Source organism: Corynebacterium intestinale (assembly GCF_023574125.1).
GTDB lineage: Bacteria > Actinomycetota > Actinomycetes > Mycobacteriales > Mycobacteriaceae > Corynebacterium > Corynebacterium hesseae.
The window spans coordinates 17927-36624 of the sequence record NZ_JAMKFF010000005.1 but is presented as its reverse complement, the minus strand read 5'-3'; the positions used below and the strand labels follow the sequence as shown (position 1 = coordinate 36624).

Genomic DNA, 18698 nt, shown 5'->3' with positions numbered 1-18698 from the left:
CTTTCTTATCTGCCTAGGCCAAGGGCCCAGCGAGGGATATCCACCGCTCGCTGGGCCCCGTGACTTTTAGGCTTCTTCCTTGGTGGCTCGTGCGCTTCCTGCGCGCTCGAGGATGTCATTTGCCTCACGGTCGGTCAGCGCTGCCTCGGCGGCGAGCTCTGCCTCGGTGTGCTTGGTGAAGTGGGAGACTTCGCGCTCAATATCGGCCTGATCCCAGCCCAGCAGCGGGGCAACGAATTCAGCGATCGGCTGCGCAGCGGCGACGCCGCGGTCGGCGAACTCGATGGCCACGCGCAGACGACGGGTCACGATGTCGTCGATGTGCAGGGCGCCCTCGTGGGTGACGGCGTAGCGAACCTCAGCCCAGATGTAGCTCTCGGCGCCTGGAACCGGCTCGAGCAGCGTGGCGTCCTCAGCAGCCGGGGCCAGCACCTCACCGATCAGAGAGCCATAGCGGCCGAGCAGGTGCTCGATGCGGTCCTCGCTGAGGTTATAGCGGCGAGCCAGCGCCGGTACCTGGTTGGCCAGCGCGTGGTAACCATCCGCGCCCAGAATCGGGGTGCGCTCGGTAACGGACTCGGACACCTTGGAACCCAGCTCCTTCACGGCCAGGTCCACGGCGTCCTTACCAATGACGCGGTAGGTGGTGTACTTGCCGCCGGCGACGGAAACCATGCCGGGTGCCACGCGGGCCACGGCGTGGTTGCGGGAGAGGTTGGTGGTGGAATCGGACTTGCCGGACAGCAGCGGGCGCAGGCCGGAGTACACGCCGACGATGTCATCGCGGGTGATCTTGTTGCGCACGCGCTGGTTGACCTGGTCCAGGATGTAGTCAATATCCGCCTTGGTCGGGGCCGGATCCGGCAGGGATAGGCCCTTTTCCCAATCGGTGTCGGTGGTACCGATGATCCAGTATTCGCCCCACGGGATGACGAAGAGCACGGACTTTTCGGTGACGAAGCACAGCGCGGCTTCCGCGTCGAGGGCATCCTTCGGAACCACGATGTGCACGCCCTTGGAGGCATGAACCGTGAACTTTCCTTCGACGCCTGCCATCTGCTGGAGCTTGTCGTTCCACACGCCGGTCGCGTTGATGAAAACCTTGCCCTTGACGGTGGCCTCGCGGCCGGTTTCCAGGTCGCGGACCTTCGCAGCGGTGACGCGCCCGCGGGCGTCCTTCTCAAAGCCAATGACCTCAGTGCCGGTACGCACGTTGGCCCCGTATTCGGCGGCGGTGCGCAGGACGGTCATGGTGTGGCGGGCGTCGTCGACAAGCGTGTCGTAGTAGCGCACGCCACCGACGACGGCGTCCTCCTTGAGGCCCGGGGTCACTTTCAGCACGCCCTTACGGGTGAGGTGCTTCTGCATCGGAACGCTCTTGGCGCCACCCATGAGGTCATAGAGGGTAAAGCCGCCAAACATCATGACGCGCTCCCAGCCGCGGTGGGTCAGCGGGAAGATGAACTTCAGCGGCTTCACCAGGTGCGGTGCAAGAGTGGACATGTTGAGCTCGCGCTCCTTGAGGGACTCCGCCACCAGGCGGAAATCAAACATGGCCAGGTAGCGCAGGCCACCGTGGAACATCTTGGAGGAGCGCGACGAGGTGCCAGCGGCGAAGTCGCGGGCCTCGAGCACAGCCGTCTTCAGGCCACGAGTGGCCGCATCCACGGCGGCGCCGGCGCCTACGGAACCTCCGCCGATGATGACGACGTCATAATCCTCGGTGGAGTAGTCGTTCCAGGTCTTTTCAAAATACTCAGGGTTGAAGCTTGTAATACTCGTCGTGCTCATTGTTGACTGAGTCTCCTCTCTCGCTGCACGGCGTCAGAAAGTCCTGTCCAGTTGACGGAATGCGCAGCATATCGTGCTCATCCACCACGAGCGCCCTGCTCACCGATGCCTCGGCTACCTGCCCGAAAGACGGATGAAGAAGAAGTTTTCTCCCACTGCCCATGCTATAGATCACCCATTTTTCTCTCTGGAGACGCTACTCACACGTAGGTTTCCATGGCGTAAGCTGGCGTTTTTAAGACATTCCATAGGTGAACAAAATAAAATAACACCCCCTTGCGGGGGTGTTTGCGGGCTTTTACAACTCTCGGCGTGCCGAGGATGTTAACGCTTATTCTTCTCCTGCAGGCGCGCCATCGTCTCCAGCACCTCAGCCATGCCATAACGCTCTGTGGAATAAGTCACCGCTTGGGCAGCCTTAATCACCTCAATGGGTGCAGTCTCCAGCGCCACCATATGCACAGCGACACCTTCCCCACCCTCCGCAAAGGTCTCATCCCCTGGCTCGTTTGCAAAGAACAAGAGATCCTTGGGCTCGGCTCCAATCTTCTTCACCACGGCTGCCAACCCCTCCGCAGGCGAAGACGCGGTCACCACTGCGCCACCAGGAGCATCGTTGAACTGCACCCCTTCGGCCCCGTCCGCGCAGGCAATGCGCCAGCAGGTTTGGGGGAGATCCCCAAAAGCCGCAGCATCCAGCACCTCGCCCTGCGGCGAAATCACGATCACTTCCTCAACCTGCGGGTGCAGTTGTACAAGCGCCTCCTGGAGCCGCTTCGAAATCTCGCCGTTCTCCATGCTCAACGCACTCTGATCCGCCGCAATCACCCGCGGCGCTTCAGAGTATTCAGCCTTCACCCGGTGTGGCAGGCGGGAAACGATGATGCGCGATTGCGTCGCCGCAGACAGCAAGCCCTGCTCCACCACGGATCCGGCGAAAATCTCCTTGCTGCTCGCCGTCATCGAGGCCTGGGCTTCCATCACGTCGGATTTCAGTTGCGCCATGACCTCCGTGACCTTGTCGCGGCCTTCCCCGACGCCGCGCATGGCCTCTTCGACCACCGAATTGAGGTTTTCCTTGATCCAGTCCAGGGTCTCGGGCGCAGTACGCGGGCGATTCTTCTCTGCGGCGTCGGCTCCAGCTTCTGCAGTACCGGTTTCCTCGTTACTGCCCGGCTTCATCAGTGCCATCCGATCCCGCATAAGCTCCACGGTGGCCTCAGAGACGCGGTCCTTAAGGCTTGTCAGATCATCGCGCAGCCGACGCACGCGGTAGCGCTCGGACTCCACCTCGGAGTCCTTTGCCTCTGCCTCCTCCAATGTCGGGGCGCCGCCGCCCTTGCGTGCCGGCACCCAGAACTCGCCGGCCGGCATCGGGCCAAACTCCGCTTCGTAGTCGGCCCACAGGCCCTCCAGGGCCTCCTGCATCCGGCGGCGCACCTCAGCGATGTCCGCGTCAAAGTCACCCGTCGTGTAATAAGGCTCCAAGGCCTTAATCAGCACAGGCGTCTTCGTGCGGCCCAGGTGCTTCTTCTGCCCCTTCGTCCACAGGCGCTGGGAACCAAAGATAACCTGCGGAATAATCGGCACCCCCGCGCCATGAGCAATCCGCGCCGCGCCATTGCGCATGCTGCGAATCTCGAAGCTGCGGGAAATCGTTCCTTCCGCGAACACCCCAACGAGCTCCCCGCTCTTGGCCAGCTCAATGCCCTTCACAATCGACGCCCCACCATCGATGCGGTCCACCGGCACATGCCCCATCAGCCGAAAAAGTTGTCCTGCCACCGGCGTCTTAAAAATAGAGGCCTTAGCCAGGTAGCGCACCAAGCGGCGCTTGCGATACGCCAGGAAAGCCCCAAAGAGAAAATCCATGTAGCCGGTGTGATTGCACACGATGACGGCCCCGCCCTTATCCGGGATATTCTCCTCCCCGGACAGGCGCATCTTGAGCCCCTGAGCAATAGTCACCCCGCGCCCGATGTGCGTGATCTGCCGGTAGAGGAAGTTAGCCACAGCGCTCATAGTGCTCCAAATGCTTAAGACCTTGCCGCCGGCGGAAGGCAGCAAGGAGGGGACAAAAGTAAGCGGCGCGCGAGCCGCCGTGCGCCGCGTTCTTCTAGGAGTTTACGGGGTACAGAACGTCCTTGCCCACGAATGGGCGCAGTGCCTCCGGAACCACGACGGAGCCGTCTGCCTGCTGGTGGTTCTCCAGAATGGCCACGAGCCAGCGGGTGGTAGCCAGGGTGCCGTTGAGCGTAGCGGCGTACTGGGTCTTGCCGTTCTCATCGCGGTAGCGCGTGGACAGGCGACGGGCCTGGAAGGTGGTGCAGTTCGAGGTCGAGGTGAGCTCGCGGTAGGTCTCCTGAGTCGGCACCCACGCCTCGTTATCGAACTTGCGCGCCGCGGAGGAGCCCAGATCCCCGCCCGCGATGTCGATGGTGCGGTAGGGAAGCTCCATCGCCGCGAGCATGTCCTTTTCCATGTTCAGCAGCTTCTGGTGCATCTCCTCGGCGTCTTCGGGCTTGCAGTAGACAAACATCTCCAGCTTGTCGAACTGGTGCACGCGCAGGATGCCGCGGGTGTCCTTGCCGTGAGAACCCGCCTCGCGGCGGAAGCAGGAGGACCAGCCCGCATACTGCAGCGGCCCCTTCGACAGATCGATGATTTCTTCCTTGTGGTAGCCGGCCAGAGCCACCTCGGAGGTACCAACCAGGTAGAGATCATCCGCCGGCAGGTAGTAGATCTCATCCGAGTGCTGGCCCAGGAAGCCGGTGCCTTGCATGACGTCCGGGCGCACGAGCACCGGCGGGATCATGAGCTGGAAACCGGCCTCGCGGGCCTTCTGTGCAGCCAACATCAGCATGCCCAGCTGCAGGAAGGCTCCATCGCCGGTGAGGTAGTAGAAACGTGCGCCGCCGACTTTGGCGCCCCGCTTGACGTCGATAAGCCCCAGCGTTTCACCCAATTCCAGGTGATCCTTCGGCTCGAAGTCGAACTGCGGCTTCTCGCCGACCTCCTCGAGCACGATGAAGTCATCCTCACCACCCGCCGGGGCGCCCTCCACCACGTTGGAGAGCTGGTACTGCAGCTCCGTCACCTTGGCCTCGGCCGCGGCCGCTTCCTCGCCGGCCGCCTTGACCTTCTCCTTCAGCTCGTTGGAGCCCTCCAGCAGCGCGGGGCGCTCCTCCGGGGAGGCCTGGCCAATCTTCTTGCCAAAGGCCTTCTGCTCCGAGCGCAGCTGGTCTGCCTTCACAATTGCCGCACGGCGCTGTTCATCGGCGGCGAGCAGCTGGTCCACCAAGGCGGGGTCCTCCCCACGGGTTACCTGGGAGGCGCGGACGACATCGGGATTTTCGCGAAGAAACTTGAGATCAATCACGCCGGTTAGTCTAGCGCACGGCCATACCTTTGCGCTGGTAATAACCAGCGGATTATCATGGATAACATGGCACCTCACATCATTACCGACGGCCCCGTGCCCAAGCACGCTCAGCTGCGGGATATTCTTTCCGAGCTCTGCCGAACCACTCTCAAACCCGGTGACATCCTTCCGGGCGAGCGCATCCTCGAGGAAACTTACGGCGTTTCCCGCATCACCGTGCGCCGCGCTATCGGTGACCTAGTAGCTGAAGGCCGCCTGCGCCGCGTGCGAGGAAAAGGCACCTTCGTGGCCCCCAACCCTCTGGTCTCCCGGCTTCATTTGGCCTCCTTTTCTGATGAGATGGGCTATCAGAAAGTACAGGCCTCCTCGCGCATCCTGCTGGGTGAACGCAGCGCCGCCCCCGGTGAAGTCTGCGCCTTTTTCGGTACGGAAGCCTCGGTTTCCCATACCCACCTGCGGCGCCTGCGCTTGGGCGATGGCGAGCCTTATTCCATCGACGATGGCTGGTATAACTCTGCCTTCGCGCCCACGCTGCTGGAAAATGACATCTACAACTCTGTCTACTCGATTTTGGATAACACCTTCAAGGTCCCCATCACCGAGGCCGAACAAACCGTCACCGCCGTGGCAGCTGAGGAGGACATCGCCGAGCTTCTCGACGTCTCACCGGGCACCCCGCTCCTGCACATCACCCGCCTCGCCCGCTCCGGGGACCGCCCGGTTGAATGGTGTTCCTCGGTCTACCGCACCGACCGCTACCGGCTCACAACACACGTCTCCCGCTCGCGCATCTAGTGATTCTCCCGCCGCCTTAGCCTTGGGCGGGCTAGAAGCCTGAGCCGTTGAGGGGGTAGTATGAAGAGTTCTATGAGCACTTCATCTGCGTGGCGCTCCGCCTCCGCCATCCGCGTCGTCCTCGTTGCTGCCGTGGCCGCGGCCGTCTTCTTGGCGTTCTACGGTCTCTTCAGTGGCGGGCCAACTGGCACCGATTCGGCCGCACATGACTCCGCTTCCCCCAGCGCCGACGGTAGCCAGGCCGCTGATTCCTCCGAAGGCGAAGCCGCATCCTTCACCACCGCCTCCGCGGGCTCGTGTGTGACGTGGGATATCGCCCCGGACGGCACTGCCACAGGTTTTGAGCAGACCAGCTGCGATAAACCGCACCGCTTCGAGGTCTCCGCCCGAGAGGATCTCAGCGCCTACCCCACCAGCGAGTTCGGCCCCAACGCCAAGCGCCCAGACGTCACGCGGCAAAACGCCCTGCGCGACGAGCTATGCGAGGCCCCCACGGTGAGCTACCTCAACGGCAAATGGGATCCCAACGGACGCTACGACATTGCTTCCATCCTTCCGCCGGCCGGTTCCTGGGATCAGGGTGACCGCACCCTCCTGTGCGGCCTGCAGACTACCGACGCCAACGGCGTACCGCAGGAGTCCACGGGCAAGGTCAGCGAGGTGGACCAGGCGATCGTCGCCAAGCCCGGCGAATGCCGCAAGGTGGATGACAAACAGGTAGTCAGCACCGTGCCGTGCCAGGAACCGCACCAGATGGAGACCGTGTCCGTCATCAGCCTGGCAGAGAAGTTCCCCGATGCTTACCCCAGCGATGAAGAGATGGATAAATTCCTCTCCGAAACGTGTACCCAGAACGCCATGGATTACCTGGGCGGCGAGGAGAATCTCTACCAATCCACGCTGCAGCCTTTCTGGGGCGCGATGAGCCGCGAATCGTGGGAGGGAGGCTCCCGTTCGGTGAATTGCTCGCTGATCCACATCAAGGACGGCCACTTCTCCGAGATCACCGGCTCTGCCACGGGCGGCCGTGATGCCCTGAGCATCAATGGCGCCCCGCCCACGGAGCAGCCGAAGCGCAACCCATTGCGCGACCCGAATGCCCAGCCAGCCGAGCAGAACTCCCAGCAGGGCAGCGAGAATGCCCAGCCGGCCGGGCAGAACGCCGATCCCGCCGCGCCTGAAGCCGTGGCACCGGCCCAATAAACCCCCGTCCGCTCAACAGGGAGTAAGCACATGTACGAGGTCAGCGAGGAACGCTTCGAGGAATTAGTCGGCGAGGCCCTGGACAAGATCCCGGATCGCTTCGTCGATCAGATGCGCAACCTGGTCATCCTCGTCGAGGAAGAGCACCCGGATAACCCCAACCTGCTTGGGCTTTACGAGGGCGTAATGCTCACCCACCGCACGGCCTCACACACCGGCCACCTGCCAGACACCATCTCGATCTACCGGCAGCCTTTGCAGGCGATAAGCAACTCGGAGGAAGAGCTCGCCCACGAAGTCATGGTGACCGTCTTCCACGAGGTCGGGCACTACTTTGGTTTCGAGGAGCACCGCCTCCACGAGCTCGGCTGGGGGTAGGTGCCTACCGTTGCCGCAATGAACTAAACTTCGGTATCCGCCCAGCGCCTCAGCACCCACTGGCCAAAGGGCTTGCCCTGGGGCTCCATGAGGGTAAAGCGGCAGTTGGGCATGTATCCGGTGTAAGCAAAATCGGGGTCCACGCCGCAGGCGTGCGTCGTCACCACACGAATGGCGGCGCCGTGGCTGACGACGACAATGTCTTCATCATCCTCCAGCTCAGCAGCGAGATCCTCCAGCACAGGCTGGTAGCGCCCCAACACGTCCACGTAGCTTTCCCCGCCCGGCATTCGGGCCTCCGGGTCGCCGTCGACCCAGCCGCGCAGCGCCACCATGTACTCGCGATGGGTATCCTCGCTGCCGCTCATTTCATGTTCGCCGGCGAAGACCTCGTGCAGGCCCACGCGCACTTCCACCGGAACGCCGCGCTCATCGGCTGCCTCGCCGTATGTGCGGGCGGCCAGCATCGCCGTCTGCTGGGCGCGCAGGGCAATAGAACACACAAAGCGCACGCGGCGACCCGCGCACAGCTCAGCCAACTCGCGGCCGACATCTTCCGCCTGGCCGCGGCCGCGCTCGGTGAGCTCGGCACCCGGCGGGCGGGTATCCATGATGCGGTCAATGTTGGAATACGTCTGGCCGTGGCGCAGGAGGATGATTCTTCCGGTCATGCTTCACCACACTATTGGCCGGTGCGCGCCTGCGCTACCCAGTCATCGGCCTCTTTCAGCCGCGCCAAATCCCGTGGGCCCTCCCCGAGTTTTACTGCGGAAGGCCAGGAGCCGACAAAAACGACGTTCTCCGCACGCAACCACAGCGCCCGCAAAGCCTCCGCCACCGGTTGGTCCTCGATGTGCCCGATGAGGTCGGCGTGGAAGCGGTAGTTACCGAAGACGGTGCGCAGCGGTCGGGATTCGATGCGGGAAAGATCCACCCCGCGGTGCGCGAATTCCTGCAGGGCGCCGACGAGGGATCCCGGCTCGTTGGGCAGGGTGAAGATGACCGATGTCCTGTCATTTCCGGTCCGCGCGGTGGGCTTTCCGGCTGGCCCCACCAGGACGAAGCGGGTCGTGGCCCCGACAACGTCCGCGACATTCTCCGCAATCGAGTCCAGCCCGAAGACCTCCGCTGCCCGGGCAGGGGCGGCCGCAATGTCCACGTCCCCGCGCGCCACGGCCTGCGCTGCCGCGCCATTCGACGCCGCCGGGACATACTCCACGTCCGGCAGGTTCTGCTCCAACCAACCGCGTACCTGCTGGTAGGCCACAGGATGCGTGGAGAAGGTTGTGCGGCTGGAACTGCCGGGACGCACCAGAATGGAGAAGGACACCGGCAGGTCTACCTCGCGGTAGATCTGGACCCGGGAGCCGTCGGCAAGCGCGTCAAAGGTAGCCGTGACGGGTCCGTCCACGGAGTTCTCAATGGCCACGCAGGCATAGTCCGCCGCGCCCGAGCGCACCGCCGCCAGCGCCTCGGCCGGCGAGCTCACCGGAAGGCCCTCGGGGGAATCAAAGTCAGCGGCAAAATGCTGCATCGCCGCTTCTGTGAAGGTTCCGGCGGGCCCGAGGAATGCGATGGTGGTGCTCATGGCAGCAACTTTATCCCACTCAACTACTAGACTGAGCCGCCATGGAGAGAAGCGAGTTCACACTGGACAAGCTGCGCGAGGATCTAGCGGGCCTGAGCCCTGCCGAGCACGGCTTCACGTACCTCGATCTCGAGCGCCGGCCACAGGCACACGGGCGCTTGAGCGGGTGGATTCTCTCGGTCAAGGATCTCAACGACGTCGCCGGCATGCCCACCACGCTCGGCCATGCCGAGCGCACCTACGTGGCGGAGGAGACTGATCCTTTCGTGCAGGAGCTGATCGACGCCGGCGCGCGAGTCGTCGGCAAGTCCGCCGCGCCCGAGCTGGGCCTGCGTGTGGACACCGAACCTGTCGGCCTGCCGCACCCGGATAATCCGCTCTACCCGGGCCATACCCCAGGCGGTTCCTCCGGCGGGGCAGCGGTCCAGGTGGCGCGAGGATTACTGCGCGCCGCGCATGCTTCCGACGGTGGCGGCTCCATCCGCGTGCCGGCTGCCGCCTGCGGCGTCGTCGGTTTTAAGCCCGGCGGCGAGGACCTCTCGGTACAGGGCTTCATCACGCGCAGCATCGCCGATACCGCAACGCTGCACGGCCTTCGCCCGCGTGCCCGGCGCGCCCGCATCGGCGTGCTGACGGATCCCCTCTTCGCTCAAGCCGAGGTAGCCCCACACATGCTGCGCGCGGTCGCGGAGGCCACCGCCGCCTTTGAAGGCGCGGGTTTCGAAACCGTGGCCATTTCACCCTATCCCCAGGCCGCGGCTACCTTTGAGGCCTTCCAGCACATCTTTAGCCGCCGGCTGGCTAGGCTTGACTTCGCGGAGGGCTACGCGGAATGGATTCGCGCGAAGGGCCGCCGAGTCACGGATTCCGAATTTGCCGCGGCCCGCGCCCACGCCGCTCAGCTACCGGAAATGCTGGCACAAGAGTGGGAAGTAGACGCCATCTTAAGCCCCATGCTGGCCTTCGATCCGCCCCGGCGCGGGCATTTCCTGGCGCTGGAGCACCAGGCCAACTTTGATGAGCAAACGCGGTGGTCACCGTGGGGTTCGTTGTTCAACGTGGCGCAGCTGCCCGCCATCTGTGTGCCGTGGCCGGTGCGCGATCACCCGCCGGTGGGCGTGCACTTAGGGTCAATCACGCTTGATGACGCCTCCCTTCTCGGCCTCGCCCAGGTGCTTCACCCATGATCGCGCGCTCACGCCTGCGGGCGGAAATACTCATCGTCCTCACCATCACCTTTGGTATTTCGGGTGTGCGCGCCGCGTTGCGTCTGACCGATTCTCTGCTCAACCCGGCGCCGCTCAATGAGCAATCGGTCACCATCAACGCTTCGCAGTCAGCGACTACGTTGCTCGACCTCGCCTTCCAGCTGTGCAGTGCCGCGGTGCTCTTCGCGTGGGGAGCGCTTGCTCTGTACTTGATTTCCTCTCCACCCCGCCCGCAGTGGCGGGATGGCCTGCATGGCGCGGCGTTGGCGGCGGTAATCGGTCTGCCGGGTCTGGCGCTGTATTACATAGCGCTGCACTTCGGCTGGACCAAGGAGGTCGTCCCGGGAGCTTTCGATACGTGGATTGAGATTCCCGTGCTGCTCATCAAGTCCTTTGCTAATGCCTGGGCGGAGGAGCTCGTGGTGGTGTATTGGCTCATGACCAGGCTTAAGCAGTCTGGGTGGGCCCTGCCCGCAACGCTGGCGGCTTCCTCCATCCTGCGCGGCTCTTATCACCTTTACCAGGGTGTTTCCGCGGGCTTCGGCAATATCATCATGGGCGTGGTCTATGGCTGGTACTTCCACCGCACGGGCAAGGTGTGGCCGTTGGTCATCGCGCACTTTCTTATCGACGCCATCGCTTTCGTTGGCTACGCCCTCCTCTTCGGCGCTTAAATAAGAGCTATCAGCAAGCCACAGCGAAAAGACAGCTACCGCCCCCTGTGTGATAGGTGGGGCAGAAGTTGTTTCGCGGTACAGTGTTCCCCATGACCTACCAAGGACGCGATCCAGAGCGCGAAGCCCGCCGTGCCGGCGAGCCCCACGGCAGACCTCGCCGCGCGGACTCCGCTAGCTCTGCAGGCCCTTCCCGCCCCCGGAACATGGCCAGCCCACGCGGCTCACACGCGGCCGGTGATGACGCTGGCGAGTTCGTCCTTGGTGCCGACGGGCAGCCCTTGCGCGATCGCTACGGCCGCCCGGTGCGCCGCCGCCCATCCGCGCAGCAAGCTAATCCTGCGCATTCATCCTCCCGCGCTCAGCGCCCCAGCGCGCGGCGCTCCCGGCCAGAGGAGACCCGCTTCGACGTCGACGCCTACATGGCCCAGCGCTCCCCCGCACGCCCTGCGCCCCGCCGAAGCGCGCCTTCACAACAGTCTGCTGTCCGCACCAATCGGTACACCCCGGATGCCCCACCGCGTAGCTACGCTCCGCAAGCCCCCACCCGCAGGCGTGCCGAAGGTCGCCCGCACAGCCGCCGCAAGAAAGTAAACCCAGCCAAGCAGGCTTTCGGTTGCCTGGGCTGGCTCGTCGTCATCGCCCTCGTCTTCATGGTGGCCTTTACCCTGTGGACGGATTCGCGTTTAACGCGCATCGATGCCCTACCCACCGAGCAGGTGGCTCAGACCTCTGGTACAAACTGGCTGCTCGTAGGTTCGGACTCGCGCCAGGGGCTCACTGAAGAGCAGCAGGCGGAGCTAGGCACCGGTGGCGATGTGGGCGTCGGCCGCACCGATACCATCATGCTGCTGCACATTCCCGCATCCGGAAAGGCCCAGTTGGTCTCCATTCCGCGCGATAGCTACGTCGACGTCCCCGGCTTTGGCATGGACAAGGTCAACGCGGCCTTTACGTACGGCGGCCCGCAGCTGCTGACCCAAACCGTGGAGCAAGCCACCGGCCTCCACATCGACCACTATGCGGAGATCGGCATGGGCGGCTTGGCCAACGTCGTGGATTCCGTCGGCGGCGTGGATATCTGTGTTAAGGAGCCCATCAACGATCCGCTTGCCGGCATCGACCTCCAAGCGGGCTGCCAAAAGCTCCGCGGGCCGGATGCCCTCGGCTACGTGCGCACCCGCGCCACCGCGATGGGTGACTTGGACCGCGTGGAGCGCCAGCGCGAATTCTTCGCCGCACTGCTGGATAAGGCAACGTCTTTCTCCACGATTGGCAACCCCTTCAAGGCAATTTCACTGGTTAACCACACCGCCGACTCCTTCATCGTCAACGAGAAGGACCACGTCTGGCACCTTGCCCGCGTGGCGCTATCCATGGCCTCCGGCGTGGAGACGAAGACGGTTCCCATCGGCGGCTTCGAAGACACAGTCGTGGGCAACGTCGTCCTCTGGGACGACGCCGAAGCCCAAGCGCTCTGGGACTCCCTGCGCTAAGGCTTCGGCCGGTCGTTTCGATCAAATAAGGCTCCAAAACCACAAGGTTTTGGAGCCTTATTTGATCGTTTCGTACCCACGCCTCGGGGGGGCGAAGGCGCCAGGGCAACTAGCGCAGCGTCACCTGACGGGACTTGATGTTTTGCAGCTGCTTGCGCTCATCGGCGTCGAGGTTGGCGTCGTTGGTGATCTCCTCCTCCAGCGCCTTGTTCACGCGAGACAACTCTGCCTCGTAGGAATCGTGCGCAACCTCCGGATCGAGGTCGAAGACCGGAGCGATGAGGCCGTGGGTACGGAAGACACCGGCAAACTTGGTGTTCTCTCCCAGGTTGAGCTCACCGCGAGCGGCGATGCGCGCAAGGGCGTTAAGGAAAGCATTCTCGTCATCGCAGGGGCGGACCCAGCGGATGTGCGCCTTGCCGCCACCGGCGTTAGCCCAGAAGGCGGTGCCCACAAAGCCTTCAGCCTCCTGGCCCACCTGGTAGGACTCGATGACGGAATCGTTAGCGCGCTGCAGGGCCTGCGCCATCTGCGGAGGAACCTGCGCGCCTTCCGGCATCCACCACGCGAAGTCCTGGTAGACGTTGATTTCCAGCTCGGCGTCCTCCTCCAGCAGCTCCTTGAGCTCCGGCTGGGAGCCATCAGCAGCGGTGGACTCGAGAGTGGAACCCGGCGCGTTGTTCTTCACCCAGTTCAGGGCGAAAGCCAGGTCGCGGCCCGGATTGTGCGTGTGGGACTGCACCTGCAGGCCCACGAAGGCCTCACCGCCGGACTCCTCATCACGGATGAGTGCGGCGGTAGCCCCGGGCAGCACGGTGGCGACGTAAACGTCCTTGTCAAAGCCTTTCACAGACAGCTTCGCCGTTGCGGAAGGAACGAATTCCTGCAGGGCGACGAGGCTAGCCTCAGCGGCGAGTCCACCGAAGGGGCGGGGGTGCTTTTCTAGGGCAGCGCGCTCGGCGGCGCGGGCAGCGAGCTTAGCTTGGCGGCGGGACATGCCCTCCGGCAGCTGTTCGTTCTTCTTTTTCTTCTTGGCCATACTGAACAACTTACCTGTTCATTACAGCTCAATGGCATGCAGGGCCACTTCCGGCTGGTTCGTGGCGAGAATATCCACCCCATTGGCCCACGCCCACTTCATATCCTCAGGTTTATCGATGGTCCACATGTACGTGGGCAGACCATGCGCACCAATGGCGCCTGGTTGGAGCTTGCCGCGCAGCAGCGACATGCCTAGGCCCGTGGGCTGCGATAACAGGATGTCCGGGCGGTTGAAATGGCGCTCCCAATCGCGGCGCAAATATATGCGGTCGATATGCGGGGCGAGCGCTGCCATTCGACGGATGGCCCGGTGGGAAAAGGAAATCATGTGGATCCGGGGGTCGTCGACAAGCCCTGCGTAGCGCAACCGCAGCACCATCTGTTCTTCGAGGATGTCGCCCTGCCCCGAGGGATGCTTGGTCTCGATGTAGAGGTGATGCTTCTTATCGCCGAGCATCTCGAGGAGCTCGTCGAGAAGCAGCATGCGCTGGCCACCACCGATCTTGAGGCGGCGCAGCTCCTCCCATGTCATGCGAGACACTCGGCCTGAGCCATTCGTGGTGCGGTCCAGGGTGGGATCATGGTGAACCACCACCTTGCCGTCACTGCTCAGGCGGATATCGCACTCGATGCCGTGAATGGGAAGCTCGAGCGCTTTTTCAAAGGCAAGAGGGGATAGCTCCGGATATTTCCCGGAGTATCCCCTGTGGGCGACAATCTTCACTAGCCGAAGATTTCTTCCTTGATGGTGTTGAGAGTGTTGAAGGAGTTCTCGAAGCGCTCCTTCTCGTGGTCATCGAGGGCCAGCTCGATAACACGGTTGACGCCGGAGCGGTCAACGATGGCCGGGGTGCCGATGAAGACATCCTCGTGGCCGTACTCACCCTGCAGGTAAGCGGAGACAGGAAGTGCGACGGCCTGGTTCTGGATGACCGCGCGGGTGATGCGGGCCAAGGCCATGCCGATGCCGTAGGAGGTGGAGCCCTTGGCGTCGATGATGTGGTAGGCGGCGTCGCGGGTGTCCTCGAAGATCTTCTCGATGCGCTCGTTGTAGCCCGGGTCCTTTTCAGAACGGTGGGACAGGGAGACACCAGCGATGTTGGCGGAGGAGACGACCGGCAGCTCGGAGTCACCGTGCTCGCCGATGATGTAGGCGTGGACGGAGGTCGGTGCCACGTCATCCATCTCAGAGAGCATGTAGCGGTAGCGGGCCGAGTCCAGGACGGTGCCGGAGCCGATGACGCGCTCGTGCGGGAAGCCGGAAGCCTTCCACACCGCGTAGGTCAGCAGGTCCACCGGGTTGGAGGCGACCAGGAAGATGCCGTCGAAGCCGTTCTTCATGACGTCACCCACGATGGAGTTCATGATCTTGACGTTCTTGTCCACGAGCTGCAGGCGGGTCTCGCCGGGCTTCTGAGCGGCGCCGGCGCAGATGACGACCATGGAGGCGTCCTTGCAGTCTTCGTAGGTGCCCTTGGTCACGCGGGTGCGGGACGGGGCCCAGACAACACCATGGTTGAGGTCCATGACGTTGCCCTCGAGCTTCTTTTCGTCGATGTCGATGATGGCCAGGTGGTCAACAGTTCCCTGGTTGACCAGAGCGTAGGCGTAAGCAACTCCAACGTCGCCCGCGCCGATGAGTACTACTTTGTTTCCAACATGATTTCCCATGCCTCCTATTGTGCCCCCAATGTCCGAATTTTGCTCGTTATGCGCCCGAATTCACAGACCCAGTAGTCCGATCTCACATTTTCATGTCCGATCGGACATCTATGGAGGCTGCGCTGCACGTCGCACCTAAAGCTGGTTCAATGGCCAGCATGCGTCAACTTGCGCGCCGCATCGCACTCAGAACCGCCCGCACGGGCCTTCAGGCTGCAATCTTTTCCTTGGAGATCATCAGCGATCTCACGCCCGGCATGCGCATGACTGGCCGGCGGCGCCTGCCACAAAACATGTGGCCCGGGCTCTTCGGCGCCGAAGTCGCAACGTGGGCAGCCGTCTCCCCTTCCCTTTTGCCCCGCCCGTGGTGGGTCACCGCCGCCAACGTGGCCATCGGCCAAGGCGCTGGACACCTCGCCGCGACCACCGCGGCCTTCGCTGCCAAGCGCGCGCTGCACCACGCTGGCCGCCGCCCCCAGGACCGCGTCGGCCCCACCACTCGGCGCTATTCCTACTACGCACTGGGGGTTGGCACACTCATCGCAGGCATACGCTCCCTGCGCAACCAGACGGAGCAAGCCCGGCTCGTGGGAAAGCTCAATGACCGCGGCCCGCAGTCCGCAGCACTGGGCATGGCCATGGGCACGGCAGGCTACGGCGCCTTGCTCGTTGTGGGGGAGGCAGCCCAGCTCACCGTCACTCAGCTGTCCCTCCAGGTCCAGCGCTGGCTGCCCAGGTGGATTGCCTGGCCGCTAGCCGGCGGCGCGGTCGGCTTCGCCACAGCCCTGGTCAGCGACCGGATGGTGTGGCGTCGCCTGCTCCGCAAGGCCTCCGTCCAAGGCTTGGCGCTCAACAAACTGGTATACCCGGGCTCCGCCATGCCGTGGGAGCCCGAGCGTTCAGGCAGCCCCTGGTCCCATGAGCCTTGGACGGCCGTCGGCTCACAGGGCAGAGCGTTTCTTGACCGCGGCCCGCGCGCCCAGGACATCAAGGAGGTCATGCACTTCGAGCGCGCCCACGAGCCAATTCGCATCTATATCGGACTCATTCGCGGTCGCGGCCCGCACGCCGCCGCACGCCACGCAGTGGCGGAGATGGACCGCACGGGTGCGTTCCACCGCGACACGATCGTGCTGCAAATGCCCTCCGGCTCAGGGTGGATCAATAACTATGCGGTCAGCGGCTACGAATTCCTCACGCGGGGCAATTGCGCCACCGTGGCCCTGCAATTCGACTACTTGCCTTCCATGTTTTCCTACCTGGTGGACAAGAACCTCTCCCGCACCTTTGCGCGCGAGCTCATCGCGGCCGTCCATGCCCGCCTCGAGCTCCTCCCCAAAGACAACCGCCCCAAGCTGTATTTCAGCGGCGAGTCCCTAGGCTGCTATGCCATCGTGGAGAACTTTGAGACGCTCGAGGAACTCCTCGCCGCCTGCGATGGTGCGGTCTTCACCGGACCCCCGCGGATGACCAGCTTCATGCGGCGCCTGCACCGCGAACGCGGTTCCCTAGAACGCCTGCCGCTTATCGACGGCGGCCGGCACCTCCGCTTCGCCGCCGTTCCCGCCCACATGGAGCACGACGCCTTTGGTGAGCCTTATGGCCGCTGGGAACGCCCGCGCGTGGCGGTGGGCCAGCACGCCTCCGACGCCATCGTGTGGTGGGACAGCAAGCTCATCTACGCCCGTCCCAACTGGATCCACGAGCCCACCCCGCAGACCCTGTACGCGGATACCTTTAAGAATCTGCGTTGGCACCCGTTCATTACCTTCTGGCAGGTAGCCCTGGACCAGATCAACTCCCTCAACGTGCCCGGCGGCCACGGGCACAACTACTTCGAGGAAACGTTTTGGTACTGGGATTCCGTCCTTGGATCCCAAACGCGCACTCAACTCACCCCGGAGCTAGCCGAGCGTATGCGGGTCTTCGTGGAGCGCGACCAGCTCAATAAACCTTCCGACTTCCGGACGCACGTGCGCAAACAGCTCTAGCCGCACGCATGTGCGCTCACTGCGCTAGCCGCACTTCACACCGGTGCTGTGGTGCGGGCAGTAGCCATTGGGCACCTTGTGCAGGTACTGCTGGTGCTCGTCCTCAGCCAGGTAGTACTGGCCTGAGTCCGTCTCACTGAGGAGGGTGACTTCGGTGGTGGTGGCGCCGAAGCCGGCGTCGGCAAGCTTGCCCGCGTAGGAATCCACGAGCTGTTGAATCTCGGCGCGTTCCTCCTCAGTCTCTGGGTAGAAGGCCGAGCGGTATTGCGTGCCCACGTCGTTGCCCTGGCGGAAGCCCTGGGTGGGGTCGTGAGCTTCCAAGGCTTTAACCACAAAGTCGTGCAGGCTCACGCGCTGTGGATCATAGGTAATCTGCACAGACTCCGCATGGTTGGTCAGCCCGCGGCAGACCTCGTAATAGGTGGGGTTTGGCGTGGTGCCGCCCGCATAACCCACGGAGGTTGCCTCCACGCCTTCGGTCTCCCAGAACATCTTCTCGGCTCCCCAGAAACAACCGATGGCAATGATGAGGGATCTCTGCCCCTCTTTCCACGGGCCGGTAATCGGAGTGCCCAGGACCGCGTGGGGCTGCGGGTTCTTAAGAACAGGCTCCGCGCGCCCGGGAAGAGCGTCCTTAGCTGCCACCAGCGTGGGTTCTGGCTTGAAAAGAAACATGCTGGGTTCTCCTTACACTTAGCGTTGTCCTCCCTCTTATACTCCGCCGCACTGCCCGCAATCCAGGTTTTTGTTCACGGCGACTCCCATAGAAAAATTATTGTGGCCAAATTCTCATCCGGGCCCTACCATGGGGCCTCGTACCCCAAAGAAAGGATGAAACAAATGGCTGTTTACGAACTTCCGGAACTCGACTACGCATACGATGCCCTGGAGCCGCACATCTCCGCTGAGATCATGGAGCTGCACCACTCCAAGCACCACGCTGGCTACGTTGCTGGCGCTAACGCTGCGCTCGAGGCTCTGGAGGAGCAGCGCAACGGCGAGGCTAATGCTGACGCCATCCGCGCTCTGTCCAAGAACCTGGCCTTCAACCTGGGTGGCCACACCAACCACTCCATCTTCTGGAAGAACCTCTCCCCGAACGGCGGCGGCGAGCCCACCGGCGAGCTGGCTGAGGCTATTAACCGTGACTTCGGTTCCTTCGAGAAGTTCAAGGCTCACTTCTCCGCCGTTGCCACCGGCCTGCAGGGCTCCGGCTGGGCAGTTCTGGGCTATGACCACGTTGCTGGTCGCCTGGTTATTGAGCAGCTCACCGATCAGCAGGGCAACATCTCCGTGAACTTCACCCCGCTGCTGATGCTGGATATGTGGGAGCACGCCTTCTACCTCCAGTACAAGAACGTGAAGGCTGACTACGTTAAGGCCGTATGGAACGTCTTCAACTGGGACGACGTTGCTGAGCGTTACGCTGCTGCTACCAAGTAAGCACGACGGCCTCCTTTAAGGCCACGTAGCTTCAACCCGCGCTGGG

17 protein-coding genes are annotated in these 18698 nt (G+C 63.3%); 8 read left to right on the top strand and 9 right to left on the bottom strand.

Annotated features, from left to right (window positions below; all coding sequences use genetic code 11):
• Nucleotides 1-66: 66 nt before the first annotated feature.
• The 3 genes from M5J06_RS07050 to serS all read right to left on the bottom strand — a co-directional run bounded on the left by M5J06_RS07050 (nucleotide 67) and on the right by serS (nucleotide 5170).
• Entirely contained in the window at nucleotides 67-1791 is a 1725-nt protein-coding gene (locus M5J06_RS07050; RefSeq protein ID WP_070531823.1) for a glycerol-3-phosphate dehydrogenase/oxidase, read from the bottom strand.
• A 324-nt stretch (nucleotides 1792-2115) separates the two neighbouring features.
• The gene (locus tag M5J06_RS07045) at nucleotides 2116-3813 is read right to left on the bottom strand and encodes a lysophospholipid acyltransferase family protein (protein ID WP_250224292.1); all 1698 of its coding nucleotides are present in this window, start codon (nucleotides 3811-3813) and stop codon (nucleotides 2116-2118) included.
• Between the two features lie 94 nt (nucleotides 3814-3907).
• Nucleotides 3908-5170, bottom strand: a complete 1263-nt coding sequence (gene serS / locus M5J06_RS07040; protein ID WP_070531816.1) for a serine--tRNA ligase — start codon at nucleotides 5168-5170, stop codon at nucleotides 3908-3910.
• 66 nt (nucleotides 5171-5236) lie between these two features.
• Between serS and M5J06_RS07035 the strand changes: the two genes are divergently transcribed.
• From M5J06_RS07035 to M5J06_RS07025, 3 genes are all read left to right on the top strand, one after another.
• Nucleotides 5237-5968, top strand: coding sequence for a GntR family transcriptional regulator (locus M5J06_RS07035; protein WP_185963230.1), 732 nt, complete (start codon nucleotides 5237-5239; stop codon nucleotides 5966-5968).
• A 72-nt stretch (nucleotides 5969-6040) separates the two neighbouring features.
• A complete protein-coding gene (locus M5J06_RS07030; protein WP_070523861.1) occupies nucleotides 6041-7171 on the top strand; it encodes a septum formation family protein in 1131 nt (376 codons plus the stop codon).
• A gap of 30 nt (nucleotides 7172-7201) precedes the next feature.
• Nucleotides 7202-7549: a metallopeptidase family protein gene (locus M5J06_RS07025; protein WP_070523864.1), complete on the top strand. Its 348-nt coding sequence runs from the start codon at nucleotides 7202-7204 to the stop codon at nucleotides 7547-7549.
• Nucleotides 7550-7572: 23 nt separating this feature from the next.
• Here M5J06_RS07025 and M5J06_RS07020 read toward each other — a convergent pair whose 3' ends face one another.
• Both M5J06_RS07020 and pheA read right to left on the bottom strand, forming a co-directional pair.
• Nucleotides 7573-8220: a histidine phosphatase family protein gene (locus tag M5J06_RS07020; RefSeq protein ID WP_070523866.1), complete on the bottom strand. Its 648-nt coding sequence runs from the start codon at nucleotides 8218-8220 to the stop codon at nucleotides 7573-7575.
• 11 nt (nucleotides 8221-8231) lie between these two features.
• Nucleotides 8232-9137 (bottom strand): prephenate dehydratase, encoded by a 906-nt coding sequence (gene pheA, locus M5J06_RS07015; protein ID WP_250224291.1) that lies wholly within the window; start codon nucleotides 9135-9137, stop codon nucleotides 8232-8234.
• A 41-nt stretch (nucleotides 9138-9178) separates the two neighbouring features.
• Between pheA and M5J06_RS07010 the strand changes: the two genes are divergently transcribed.
• The 3 genes from M5J06_RS07010 (at nucleotide 9179) to M5J06_RS07000 (ending at nucleotide 12515) form a co-directional block, all read left to right on the top strand.
• Nucleotides 9179-10324, top strand: coding sequence for an amidase (locus tag M5J06_RS07010; protein WP_250224290.1), 1146 nt, complete (start codon nucleotides 9179-9181; stop codon nucleotides 10322-10324).
• Nucleotides 10321-11019 (top strand): CPBP family intramembrane glutamic endopeptidase, encoded by a 699-nt coding sequence (locus M5J06_RS07005; protein ID WP_250224289.1) that lies wholly within the window; start codon nucleotides 10321-10323, stop codon nucleotides 11017-11019. The genes M5J06_RS07010 and M5J06_RS07005 overlap by 4 nt, the downstream gene beginning before the upstream one ends.
• Nucleotides 11020-11225: 206 nt before the next feature.
• Nucleotides 11226-12515: an LCP family protein gene (locus M5J06_RS07000; protein ID WP_230307981.1), complete on the top strand. Its 1290-nt coding sequence runs from the start codon at nucleotides 11226-11228 to the stop codon at nucleotides 12513-12515.
• Between the two features lie 109 nt (nucleotides 12516-12624).
• Here the strand turns inward: M5J06_RS07000 and M5J06_RS06995 are convergent, their stop codons facing one another.
• From M5J06_RS06995 to M5J06_RS06985, 3 genes are read right to left on the bottom strand one after another with little or no spacing between them, the layout of a single operon-like run.
• Entirely contained in the window at nucleotides 12625-13554 is a 930-nt protein-coding gene (locus M5J06_RS06995) for a DUF5926 family protein (protein ID WP_250224288.1), read from the bottom strand.
• 21 nt (nucleotides 13555-13575) lie between these two features.
• On the bottom strand, nucleotides 13576-14280 hold the full coding sequence (locus M5J06_RS06990; RefSeq protein WP_070523881.1) for a glycerophosphodiester phosphodiesterase family protein: 705 nt from the start codon (nucleotides 14278-14280) through the stop codon (nucleotides 13576-13578).
• Nucleotides 14280-15227, bottom strand: a complete 948-nt coding sequence (locus M5J06_RS06985; protein WP_070523884.1) for an L-lactate dehydrogenase — start codon at nucleotides 15225-15227, stop codon at nucleotides 14280-14282. The genes M5J06_RS06990 and M5J06_RS06985 overlap by 1 nt, the downstream gene beginning before the upstream one ends.
• 140 nt (nucleotides 15228-15367) lie before the next feature.
• Between M5J06_RS06985 and M5J06_RS06980 the strand changes: the two genes are divergently transcribed.
• Entirely contained in the window at nucleotides 15368-17209 is a 1842-nt protein-coding gene (locus M5J06_RS06980) for an alpha/beta-hydrolase family protein (RefSeq protein WP_250224287.1), read from the top strand.
• Nucleotides 17210-17233: 24 nt separating this feature from the next.
• On the opposite strand, the gene msrA is transcribed toward M5J06_RS06980, so the two are convergent.
• Complete coding sequence (gene msrA / locus M5J06_RS06975) at nucleotides 17234-17884, bottom strand: peptide-methionine (S)-S-oxide reductase MsrA (RefSeq protein WP_250224286.1); 651 nt, start codon at nucleotides 17882-17884, stop codon at nucleotides 17234-17236.
• 165 nt (nucleotides 17885-18049) lie between these two features.
• Here msrA and M5J06_RS06970 point away from each other — a divergent pair, with 165 nt between their 5' ends.
• Nucleotides 18050-18652, top strand: a complete 603-nt coding sequence (locus M5J06_RS06970; RefSeq protein WP_070523894.1) for a superoxide dismutase — start codon at nucleotides 18050-18052, stop codon at nucleotides 18650-18652.
• The last annotated feature ends 46 nt before the right edge of the window (nucleotides 18653-18698 follow it).